At 70.2% G+C, this 11,778-nt stretch carries 8 protein-coding genes; 4 read left to right on the forward strand and 4 right to left on the reverse strand.

Going from position 1 to position 11,778, the window contains the following annotated elements; all coding sequences use genetic code 11:
* Window positions 1-137: 137 nt before the first annotated feature.
* The 4 genes from EBO15_RS41120 to EBO15_RS41135 form a co-directional block, all read right to left on the reverse strand.
* On the reverse strand, window positions 138-980 hold the full coding sequence (locus tag EBO15_RS41120) for a PIN domain-containing protein (protein WP_122199867.1): 843 nt from the start codon (window positions 978-980) through the stop codon (window positions 138-140).
* A 757-nt stretch (window positions 981-1,737) separates the two neighbouring features.
* A complete protein-coding gene (locus tag EBO15_RS41125; protein ID WP_122199868.1) occupies window positions 1,738-3,975 on the reverse strand; it encodes a tetratricopeptide repeat protein in 2,238 nt (745 codons plus the stop codon).
* 42 nt (window positions 3,976-4,017) lie between these two features.
* Window positions 4,018-4,674 carry a hypothetical protein gene (locus EBO15_RS44810; protein ID WP_158628497.1) on the reverse strand — a complete coding sequence of 219 codons (657 nt, stop codon included), beginning with the start codon at window positions 4,672-4,674 and terminating at the stop codon, window positions 4,018-4,020.
* A gap of 431 nt (window positions 4,675-5,105) precedes the next feature.
* Entirely contained in the window at window positions 5,106-6,143 is a 1,038-nt protein-coding gene (locus tag EBO15_RS41135; protein ID WP_199745150.1) for a hypothetical protein, read from the reverse strand.
* A gap of 565 nt (window positions 6,144-6,708) precedes the next feature.
* Here EBO15_RS41135 and EBO15_RS41140 point away from each other — a divergent pair.
* From EBO15_RS41140 to EBO15_RS41155, 4 genes are all read left to right on the forward strand, one after another.
* Window positions 6,709-7,794: an NAD-dependent epimerase/dehydratase family protein gene (locus EBO15_RS41140; protein WP_158628498.1), complete on the forward strand. Its 1,086-nt coding sequence runs from the start codon at window positions 6,709-6,711 to the stop codon at window positions 7,792-7,794.
* Between the two features lie 13 nt (window positions 7,795-7,807).
* On the forward strand, window positions 7,808-8,857 hold the full coding sequence (locus tag EBO15_RS41145) for a thymidylate synthase (protein WP_122199870.1): 1,050 nt from the start codon (window positions 7,808-7,810) through the stop codon (window positions 8,855-8,857).
* Entirely contained in the window at window positions 8,854-10,668 is a 1,815-nt protein-coding gene (locus EBO15_RS41150; protein ID WP_233616825.1) for a carbamoyltransferase family protein, read from the forward strand. The genes EBO15_RS41145 and EBO15_RS41150 overlap by 4 nt, the downstream gene beginning before the upstream one ends.
* Window positions 10,665-11,778 (forward strand): CgeB family protein (locus EBO15_RS41155; RefSeq protein WP_199745151.1); only part of this gene is annotated, 1,114 nt, incomplete at its 3' end. The genes EBO15_RS41150 and EBO15_RS41155, both read left to right, overlap by 4 nt.

Consider the following 11,778-nt stretch of genomic DNA (forward strand, 5'->3'; position numbering starts at 1 on the left):
GGCGCTTCCACGCCCGACCCACCCCGCCCAAGCCGCCCACCAAGGTCTTCATCAACAAACCCCCGAAGGAGAACCCCGAGACAGAACAAGCAGCCTGAACTGTCTCATCCGGTTTGACAGGTTCCGGAGCGCCGAGGTTAGAGCGGCGGTGCGAGGTCCATGGCCGTGCCCTTCTTGCGGTACTCGTCTGGTAGAGCCACGACCTTCAGGCTCATCTGGCTGGCGCGAAGCCGCATGCCGCAGTCATTGGTGATGACGCGGGCGCCGGTGCCAGGGTGCAGGCTGTTTAGGTCGGCCGCGCACTCCAGGATCGCCAGATCAGGATCGATGTCGCGCAGGTCGGTGTCGAGCCAGGCCTCCAGTGTGACGTTCTCGCGGAGCTTCGCCGGCTTGCCGGCCGGGACGGTTTTGAGGTGCCGCTCCAGGTAGCGGATCGCGGTGGCGGCCTTGCGTGCCAGATCGCTCTCGGCCCCGCCGTATTTTTGCCGGTCGAGTTCATCGATCACCCGCAGCGGCACCACCAGCCGGACGATTGTCGCCTGCTCGCCCTGGGCTTTGAGGACCTCACGCCACCGGATGTCGCCGGGTTGCTGCCAGTGGTTCAGCATGTTGGTGTCATAGACCACCGGAAGGCCAGGACGCGCCGCGAGTTCCTTCAGCGCGTCAAGCTCGACGCGGGCGGCCTCCAACGCCTTCAGCTGGTTGTCGAACTCGGCCTGGAAGGCTCCGTTCAGCGCACGCTCGCCGCGGATCCTGTCCGGCTCGGCGACCAAGGTCGTCACGCTCCGGGAAGCGTCCGCGCGGATGAGGGATAGCAGATGCCAGTACGCGCCCGAGCGCACCCCAGCGGCGAGATCGGGCACAGCGAACACCTGCTGCAGCGCCGGGTAGGTGTCGTTGACCGCCTCGATGTAGCCAGAGGCGGGCTCCGAGGCCGAGCGAGCGTTGCTCCACCTGGTCCACGCCTCGCGCAGCACCATGTCAGCGTGCTCAAGGCTGACTCCCCGACGCAGTCTCATGCGCAGGCCTCCCTGGACGACTCCGATTGCTGATGGCGGGGAACGGTACGCGATCTACAGACGTCCCGCCTCCGGTTCAGGCCAGGCAGCCTGGCGGGCTGTGAATGTTGCGCAGCATGCAGCCGAGCATGACACCGACTCGGTCCCCGCCCAGCTTGGTGTGGGGGTTGCTGGTGTCAGGTGCCTCAAGTCGTCACGGCGTCCAGTTCCCGGACCGGGGTGTTATGGATCGCCGGTGCTTGCTGTCCGGTCGGTTCCAGCCCCCCCCGGGGGAAGGGCACGGCGGCCGAGTTCCCCGCATCAGGAGGCTCGGGTGCGGCAGAACCGACCTCGGACGCGTCGCCTAGCGTGACCCCAAGACCCATACGTGGGCCGCCCACCCTGGTCCTTCCACCAGCTCGACCAAAGACCCGGACAGGGCCCACGGGCCCCTCTCTACGATCAGGTTCAACGCCGAGCCCGGTCACAGTGACCAGCTCGGCGAGGTGGGGCGCGCCGAAGCCGTTTCTGGAGACATGCCACCAGCCGGGAACTGCGTGAACCCGCTGACGAGTTGGTCGCTCTCGACCAGTACTTCGATCACCTGACCCTGTCACGTCGAGGCTAAGGACACTCCCGCGCCTGCTATCTCATTGTGCCGCTCCGACCTGCCCGTGGCGGCGGCCGAGCCCACCGCCCGCGATTGCTTCTGCCCAGCGCTCTTCACGCCGTGCGCGGACTACTGCTCTTTTGGGGCGGTGCTGGCACTCAGCGTCGCCTTCACGTTCTGCCGCGCGATGGCTTCGCTGTGCTCATCGTGTACCTCGGCGAGGATCTCCGCTGCTTCTCGCCCTGCAGCGAGTGCCTCCTGGAACCGTCGCACTTCGAACAGCACGATTCCCAGGTTATTGAGCGCCTGGCCTTCGCTGTGCCGGTCGCCGGTTTCGCGGTAGATCGCGGCGGCGTCCTGGTGGGCGGTGATGGCTTCTTCGAACCGCCGCTCACCGGCCAGCGCGATTCCCAGGTTGTTCAGCGCCTGGCCTTCGCTGTGCCGGTCGCCGGTTTCGCGGCAGATGACCAGGTCCTGCTGGTGGGCGGTGATGGCTTCTTCGAACCGCCGCTCACCGGCCAGCGCGATTCCCAGGTTGTTCAGCGCCTGGCCTTCGCTGTGCCGGTCGCCGGTTTCGCGGAGGATCGCGGCGGCGTCTTGGTGGGTGGTGATGGCCTCCTCGAACCGCCGCACCTTGGCCAGCGCGCTCCCCAGGCTGTGCAGCGCCTGGCCTTCGCCGTGCCGGTCGCCGGTTTCGCGGAGGATCGCGGCGGCGTCCTGCTGGGCGGTGATGGCCTCCTCGAACCGCCGCATCTGTTGTAGCGCGATTCCCAGGTTGTTCAGCGCCTGGCCTTCGCTGTGCCGGTCGCCGGTTTCGCGGTAGATCGCGGCGGCGTCCTGGTGGGTGGTGATGGCCTCCTCGAACTGCCGCATCTGTTGTAGCGCGATTCCCAGGTTGTTCAGCGCCATGCCTTCAGCGGTTCGGTCGCCGGTGCGGGCGGCAGTGTCGCGGGCCAGAGCGGACAGGGTGATCCAGTCGTTGAACAGCCGCCGCCAGCCCAGGAAACGGGCCAGGACTAGAGGCAGGGTGATGGCGGTGTGCAGGTGGCCGGTTTCGGCGGCGGTGTGCGCCGCGGCGCTCAGGTTGGGTAGTTCGGTGTCCAGCCATGCCAGCGCCTGCTCGCGGGTGGCGAACCCACGGGCGGCCGGGTCGGTGGCGGTCGGGTCCAGGTGGGCGTCTGCCGCTCCGGCCGTGTGGAGGTAGACGGTTAGCAGGCGCTGCAGGGCCTGGTCGCGGTGGTCGGTGTCGGCATGCTGTTCGCTCAGGGTGGTGGCGTATTGGCGGACCAGATCGTGCATGCGCCACCGGTTGGGGGCGGTGCCGCGTTCGATCAGGTGCGCCCGGGCCAGGTCTTTCAATGCGCTGCGGACGGTGGGCGGGTTTTGGCCGGTGAGGACGGCGGCCGTGGTGGTGGAGGTGTCGGGTCCGGGGTTGACGGTCAGGATGCGGAACAGGTGCTGCTGGCGGGAGGTGAGGGTGCGGTAGGACAGCTCGAACGCGCGCCGCACGCCGTCGCGGCCGTAGGCCAGCCCTTCGAGGGGCTGGACCTGGTGGAGTTCGCGGGTGAAGGCGGCGGGGGTGTGGTCGGGGTCTTCGGCCAGCAGCGCGGCGGCGATCCGCAGCGCCAGCGGCAGATACCCGCACACTTTGGCCAGGTCAGCACTTCCAGCGGGATCGGCCGGGATGCGGGTGTCGGCGGGGTCGGCGATCCGCAGCGTCTCCGCCAGCATCGCCACCGCGCCCTCGACGTCCAGGACGTCCAGGTCGAGTAGGCGCGCGTTGAGCATGGCCAGGGTGTGGCGGGAGGTGACGATCGCGGTGTTCAGCCCGTCGGTGGGCAGCAGGAGCTCGGCGTGTTGGGGGGTGTTGACGTTGTCGGCGACTACCAGGACCCGCCGGTCGCGGGCGGCGAACTCGGCCAGGATCGACCGGAAGACCCGCGCGCGGTCTTGGGCGTGGGCGGGGATGTGCTCGCCCGAGACACCCAGGGCGCCGAGCATGCCTTCCAATACCTGGCCAGGGTCGCGGCGGCGGTCGTTGTCGTAGCCGAACAGGTCGGCGAACAGCACCCCGCCGGGGAACCAGCCGCGCCGCAGCGCCTCCCGCGCGGCCTGCACCGCTAGTTCGGTCTTGCCCACTCCGGCCAGGCCGCCGACCGCGGTCACCACCACAGCCTGCGCTGGCCCGGTCCCCATTTGGGTATGGGTTGCGAGGGCGTTGGGTGTCAGGCAGTCCAGCAGCCGGTCCAGGTCGCGTCGCCGTCCGGTGAAGGCGGGCGTCCCCGCAGGAAGTCCCGAGGTCGCCAGGGAGATCTGCGGAGGCAGCACCAGCGTGATGTCGCGGCCCAGGATCGCCGGGCCGACCACGATTCCACCTGAGATCTCGTTCCGAGTCTGCGGCACCGACACTCAAACCCCCGTCGACTCATCGCCGGGCCGACCCGGTGAGGCGGGACCGGCCGCCTCACCCGAGGGCCCCGCAGGAGCCTGCCCGGCGGGCCCACCAGAGGTCAGCGGGAGCTGCGCAGCGTCGGCAGCAGGTGTCCCGTGAGAGGCCACCAGGCCGCTGATATCCCGGCCCATCACCAGCGGACCGTAGTTCGTTCCGCCGCTGAACACGTTGGACACCGCCCCGTCCGCTTCCGCCGACTCATCCTTGAGTGCCGGACTGCCCGCGGACTCGGTGCTGGACGGCGGTGACGGGGCGACCAGCGGAGAAACTGGCGGAGGGACCGGCGGGCCGGAGGTTACCGGGCCGCTGATGTCCCGGCCCATCACCAGCGGACCGGCGTTGGTTCCGCCGCTGAAAGTGTTGCTCGTCGCGGCAGAAGACCCCCCGCCGCCACCAGTCGACCCGCCAGGCCGCTCAGCCTCAGACGACGAGGGCGAAGATCGAGACCGCAGAGGCAAAGCGATCACGAACGCCGCCACCGCCGTGAACGCGCTGAGCACGCCGGCCAGCCACCCGGCCTGCTCCAGGCCCTGCACCAGCCAGAACACCACCAGCACCACCGCAGCCAGCACCGCGACCGCCACGCCCACCCACACCAGCACGCGTCCGCTCATACCGGCATCATCACCCCTCGCCCCCGAACAGGACGCGCCCTTGGGCACATACGCCCGCAAACGGCCGCCCAACAGCCCGCGACTGGCCGCATGGTGCGCGTCAGGTGGCGTGCCGACCCGTACCGGAACCCTGGAGGGGTGGGACATCAACGCTGGTCTACGCCGGGACGACTATCGGGGATCCTCGCGGTCAGGGCGATTTCGTCCAGCATGGTGAAAGTTGCCGATACCCGCCACGATGGGGGCGTTTGGCCGTGTCGCAACGTGCCGCCCTGTCCACCCTTGCCCCGCTTCGTGTGCTGTCCCGTGCCGTCCGTCATCGTGCCCTACCGCAACCACGGAGCAACCGTCGAGCGACCATGGCGGCCCGGATCGGCGATGTGTCCCGTTCCTGGTGTGATGAGGTGGTTTGGCGTGTTGCGGCCTGGCGGTCAGGGGTTGGACATCGCCCGGGACCGGTCGAGGAGTTCTTGAACCTTGGTGGTGCGCCGGTATGGCTGCAGGTCTTTCGCCAGGCGGTCCAGGTGGCCGCGGCACCGGGCGGAGTCCACGTGGCCGGTCAGGGCGTCCGCTGCCTGGTGTGCGTGGGCGAGGGTGTGCTCCAGGTCGGGTTGTGTTTGCTGGAGGTAGGTGGTGGCCAGCAGGACGTGCCGTAGCGCGCCCTCTCGGGAGTACTCCTTGTCTTGGAGCCGGAGGGCTGCGCGGAGTTCGGTGCGGGCCTTGGCGTGTTCGCCGATCCGTAGGTAGCAGTATCCGGCCTGCGCGTGGGCTTGGGCCGGGTCCATCCAGTACGCCCACGCTGGGTGGCCGGTGGCGGGCGGTGGGTCGTCCAGGGCGTTGAAGGCGTCATCGATCGCGTGCCGGGTCTGGCTGGCGCGGTGGCCGGAGGTGGTGGTGCGGTCGTTGGCGGCGGCTTCGGCGGCGCGGAGCGCGAGGATCGCGGTGACCTGGCCGCTGGCCCCGGAGTATCCGAGGCGGGCGCTGTTGGCGAGGACGACGGCTTCACGGCCGCCGCCGGCGTCTTTGGCCTGGCAGGACTTGAACCCGAGGATGTTGGCGCCCAGCGCGCTGTCGCCTGCGGCGTGGGCGGCGCGCAGACCGGCGTCCCAGTACCACTGGGCGAGGCCGTGCCGTCCGGAGTCAAAGGCGGCGAATCCGGCCAGGCGGAGGAGCTCGGCGGCGACCGCGTGCAGGCGGCGGCCCAGGCTGTCGTCATAGCGGCCGTTGCGCAGCAGTGTGGTGACGTAGCGGAGTTGTTCGTGGACCAGGCGCAGCATCGGACCGCCGCCGACTTGGTCGTCCATGCGGCGGAGGTGGTCGGTGATGCCGTCCAGGTGGTCGACGACACCAGCGGGTATGGCGGTGCCGGTCGCCTGGGCGAGGCGGGTGATCGGATGCGCGATCAGCCATTCGTGGGCTGGTGAGGTGATGGCGGTCCCGACGAGCGCGACGAAACTACGGCGGTCCATACGATCAGCGTCCGCGACGACCGCCAGCGCCCGCAAGGTCCCCTCGCGTGTCCATGGGGAGTCCAAGCCACAGGTGGCGGTCGTGTACTCCACTTGGTCCGCGGGCCAGCCGAGATCGGCGGGCGTGATGGTGCGCCCGAGTTCCCTACTGAGGAGCAGCGCGCTTAGCGCCCGCCAAGGCGAACGGGGAGTTTCGCCGCGGCTCCATTTGTAGGGGGTTTTGACGTGGACACGCTCCTCGCGTTCGAACTCCTCGGCGAGGGCGTTGAGGCGTCGCGCAAAGCGGTCCCCAGACATCCCTAGGGCGGCGAGAAGGTCTCCCAGCGGCGACGACGCGGCCACAACACCTCCCGAACGATCCAAACGGCGAGTGAGCTGGCTCACATGAGGTTAGCGCGGCCTATGCACAGGGTCATGTCCGCTACCAGTCCGCTACCGGTCGCGCCATGCGCTACCAACCGCACCGTCCGCACCGCAGACCCAAGGCGGGCAGCCGGAGTTACTTGGAGGCACATGGCAACCGGCCTCCCGGCGACGGGCAGGCACGGACGAAGGGAGCATGGCGATGGGCAGCTCAGTGGCGGGATCGGCCTCGGCGGAACGCCGTCCCGCAATGGACACGCACCCCCTGGCGCTGGACTCGGTGGGGACGGTCTTGGTCACAGGTGCGTGCGGGTTCATCGGGTCGCACGTCTGCCTGGAGTTGGTGCGGCGTGGCATGCGAGTGATCGGCGTGGACGTCCGGCCCATGTCGTGGGGTATCCGGCCTGGCCATGTGCTGGGACTGCTCGTCAGGCAGCCCGGTTTCGAGATGGTCTGCACCGACTTGGCCGGGGCGCAGGTCACGGCGTTGCTGGGCGACGTCGACGTGGTGGTCCACTTGGCCGCCGCGACCGACGTGGCGGCGTCCTGGGGTGAGGGGTTCACCGAACACACGGCTTCTGTGCTGGCCGCCCAGCGGCTGCTGATGGCCTGTGAGGACGCGCGTGTGCGGAGGCTGGTCGTGGCGTCCTCGGCCCACGTGTACGGGCCCGTGGACCGGGCGAACCCTGACGCCCCGGTCGGTGAGGACGCCCCCGTCGAGCCGACCTCGCCTTACGGGATCGCCAAGCTCGCGGCCGAGCGGCTGGCGCTGACCTACGCGCGGCGCTCGACATCGATGAGCACGGTCGCGCTGCGCTACTTTCCCGCGTTCGGCGGTGGCGTCAATCCGCGCATGGTCGTCCCGCGCTGGCTCACGGCCTCGCGGGACGGCACACCGGTGCCGCTCTTCGGCGACGGGACCGCGCTGCACACCTGGACCGACATCTCCGATCTGGTGGAGGCGACCTTGCGTGCGGTCGCGGTGTCGTTGGAGCCCGGCCGCGCCGAGGTCGTCAACGCGGCCGGGCACACCGTGGCGTCGCTGCGTCGGCTCGCCGAACTCATCGAGGAGGTGACCGGGCGGCCGGTGCCGCTGGAGGTGGCCGGGGACCGCGCGGGAGACGCCGCCGCCACCCGAGCGGACCTGACCCGCGCCAACGCGCTGTTGGGGTTCGTCCCGCGCGTGCCCTTGAAGGAGGGACTGGAGCGGCTGTGGGGACGGCTGGACACCGAACCGGTCGCGCGTGCCCTCCCGTTCACCTCCAGCCCTGTACCCGGCTCGAACTGATCGGAGGACCTCGATGATCTTTGTGAAAGCGGATTCGGCGAGTCGCCTGTGGCGCGACACCGTCGCGGCGGTGCTGGACCAGGGGCGTCTCTGCTCGCCGCGTGGCCTGGCCACGTGGGAGGCGGTGGGGGCGCATCTGACGCTGACGCGGCCCCGGCGGCGGCTGGTGTGCTTGCCCGAGCACCGCGTGATCAATGCTGCGTTCGCGGCGGCCGAGACCGTGTGGATCCTTGCCGGGGTCGACGCCCCGTGGATCTACTCCTACAACGACCAGCTGCGGCGGTACACCGACGGCGAGATCCTGCGTGGAGCCTATGGGCCGCGGCTGCGCGCCTGGGGCCGCTCGGGGCCGGACTCTTCCGTCGGCCAGGTCGACCAGCTCGACCAGGCCCGTCGTGAGCTGCTGGACGATCCCGACACCCGGCGCGCGGTCATCGAGTTGTGGAACCCGGCCGTCGACCACCAGGGGTACCGGGATGTGCCGTGCACCCTGGGCTACCAGTTCCTGATCCGCGACGGGCGACTGGACATGCACACCCGGATGCGCAGCCAGGATCTGTGGCTCGGGTTCTGCTACGACATCTTCGCCGCGACCGTCCTGCATGAGCTGATGGCCTGGTGGGTCGGCGCTGAGCTCGGCGACTACCACCATCACGTCACCTCGCTGCACCTGTACGACGAGCACCTGACGCGGGCCCGCGCGCTCCCTCAGGCGTGGGCGTCCCCAGAGGTTCCGCAGATGCCGCCGCTGGCACTGCCCTGGGAGGACCTGGACGCGGTCCTGCGGGACGTCATCACGGGCACCTGTGCCCGGCCGGGCTGGACCGAGTTCACAGAGGTGATGCGGTCCTACCGGATCTTCAAGGCCGGGGACCGTGCGGACGCCCGCGCCGTGGCGGTCGCCGATGGCGGCCCGTTCACCGGCGGGCTGCTGGCCTGGTACGACTACCTGGACCAGACCACCGCCCACCTGGCCCCCTCCGAACCGGAACCCACCGCCTCGGGGACCGTGGCCGGTCCGTCCGCGCTGCCGGGCCCTGCGCGACAGGAGCAGGGATCGTGATCTCTCCGTTCTCCCGGCTCGCCACGCACCAGGCCCCCGTCGTCCTCGGCTTGTGTTCGGGCACCCACGACTCCTCGGCCGCGCTCATCGCCGACGGCACCCTGGTTGGGTTGGTGGAAGAAGAGCGCCTCAACGGCGACAAGCACACCCGCGCCTACCCCCGCCAGGCGGTGACGTGGCTGCTGGACCAGGCCGGACTGAAGCCCGCCCAGGTCACCCACGTCGCCTATAACCACTCCCCGCTGCGGTACCTGGCCGCTGCTCCCGCGTCCCTGCGCTGGCTGGCCCACCCCGCCGCCGTGCCCCGAGCGTTCCCACGCGCCCGCTCGTGCACGCAGGTCTGGCTCAACAGCCGCGCCCGCATGAGGGCGTTCCAGACGCACTTCCCAGCCGCCCACGTCACCGCCGTCGAGCACCACCTGACCCACGCCCTGTACGCGCTCGCGGCCGGGACCAACATCCTGGGCGGCCGGAACGAGGTCGCGGTGCTGGTGACAGACAGTCTGGGCGAAACCGCCACCACGACCATCACCCACGCCCGTCTGCGGCCCGGCGGTCGCGTCGACCTCGACCGCAGGCTCACCCTCACCGACCCGGCCTCCCTCGGCTACGTGTACGGGGCGGTCACCCTTCATTTGGGTTGGCGGAGAACGGACGAAGAGGGCACGGTGATGGCGCTGGCCGCGCTCGGCGATCCGGCCCGGTTCCGGGACCTGTTCCGGCGGGCGATCCCGATCACCAGCACCGGTTTCGGGGTGGACGTGCGGCTGTTCCCGCTGCGGGTCCTGTCGAGCCGCTGGCCCCGCGTCAGCCCGGCGTTCGCCGCCGAGACCTGCCCGCCGCGCGCCCCGGGCGCCCCCGTCGAGCAGGTCCACGCCGACCTCGCCGCCGCCCTACAGGAACGCACCGAGCAGGTGATGGTTCACCTGGCGCGCAGAGCCCGCAAGCTGACCGGCGCGCGCGTGCTGGCGGTCGGCGGCGGAGTGGCGATGAACTGCGTGTCGATTGGGAAGATCTGCGAGCAAGCGGGGTTCGAACAGGTGACGGTCCCGCCGTCGCCTGGCGACGCTGGGACCTCGGCGGGCGCGGCGCTCGCGGTGCACCGCGCCGTGACCGGGCGGCTGCCCGCCGGAGTGGCCGGGGCGTCCTACCTGGGGCCGGACTATCCGTCCATGGACCTGCCCGTGCATCCGCGGCCGGGGCTGACGGCCATCCAGGTCGCCTCGCCGGAAATGATGCTCGCCCGCCGCCTGGCCGAGGGGCAGATCGTCGGGCTGTTCCGGGGTCGGCTTGAGGCCGGGCCCCGAGCGCTGGGGCACCGGTCGATCCTGGCGTCCCCGCTCCTGCCCGGCGTGGTCGAGCGCCTGAATGCCCGCATCAAGTACCGCGAGGAGTTCCGGCCGTTCGCGCCGATGGTGCTCGCCTCGGTCGCCGACGACTACTTCACCCTCGGCCAGCCCTCACCGTTCATGTCGATGGCGTCCGGGGTGACCGACCTGACCCGCGAAGCCATGCCGTCGATCGTGCACGTCAACGGGACCGCCCGCGTCCAGACCGTCAACCCCGACGCCGAACCGTTCGTCGCGCGTGTCCTGGCGGCGTTCGCGGCCATCACCGGCCACCCGGTCCTGATCAACACCAGCTTGAACGTGAAGGGCCAGCCGATCTGCGGCACCCCCGACATGGCCCTGGACTGCCTGACCGGCACCGGCATGGACGCGCTGCTCCTCGAAGACTGGTGGGTCGCCAAGACCACCGCGGCTCCTCTTGGCGACAGCGAACCGGGCACGACCTCGAAGGAGGAGTCGTGAAGATCGGATACAGCTTCTGGGGGTTCCTGGGCAACGGGATCACCGACACCCCCGACGGAGGTCGAAGCCACCGCGCCACCCTGATCAACGGGCTGCTCGACGCCGGGCATCAGGTGGTGTTCCTCCAGGCCAACCGCGACCTGATCGAGGCCGGTGACGACCTCGGCGGCCGGTACACCTGGCGCAGCGCCTTCCCCGACATCGACGTGTTGATGGTCGAATGGCGGTGGCCGATCCCCGGCCGCAACACCACCCCGTGCGGAGCCCCCGGCCACACCTGCGACCTGCACCGCCAGGACGAACTTCTTCAGCGGTACACCCTGGACGGTCGCGTCCCGACGGTGCTGTGGGACAAGGATCTGCAGTTGCCCGCCGACTCGCCGCTGCGGGGACTCGCCCATGTCGCCGTGTGCGAGGCGGCGCTTCATCCGGGGCCGGCCGCGGCCTCACTGCTGTTCCCGGTCGCCGACCAGGCCCTGGACACCGCCGACCCCGAGGCGCTGGCCTGCCAGCCCCGTGATCTGCCGCTGGTGTACGTCGGGAACCAGTACGACCGCGACGAGGCGTTCGCCAGGCTTTTCGCACCGGTCGCCGCCAAGGCCGCGCACCGGGTCGCCGGGAAGTGGCCTCACACCTCCGCGTGGCCGCACGTGAACTTCGTCAGCCGCGTTCCCTTTCCCGAGGTCGCGCGGCTGCACGGGCGGGCGCTGGCCACAATGCTTCTGACTCCTGACCGGCTCGCCGCCCGAGGCCAGTACACCCAGCGGCTGTTCGAAGCCGTCCTGGCCGGGTGCCTGCCCATCGCCCCCGCCTACCTGGCATCGGTCCTGCGGGTCGTCCCACCGGAACTTGTCGTCGCCGACGCCGACGAGGCCCTCGACGTCCTGATCGTCGTGGCATCCAAGGCAGGGACGCTGGAGCACGCCGAGTTGATCGGGCGATCCCTGGAGCATCTGGAGGTCTTCCGGCTGTCGCGGCAACTGCCCGCCCTCCACCAGGTGCTTCACCAGCTGTGCTCTCCGCCACAGGGGGTCCGCGTGAACGGGGCTCGGCGTACGTCGGGTTTTCAGGGGAGTTCCGGGCCCGTCCCAGCCACCGCGGTGGACGGTC

The sequence above is a fragment of the Actinomadura harenae genome (assembly GCF_003696215.1).
Taxonomy (GTDB): Bacteria; Actinomycetota; Actinomycetes; order Streptosporangiales; family Streptosporangiaceae; genus Spirillospora; species Spirillospora harenae.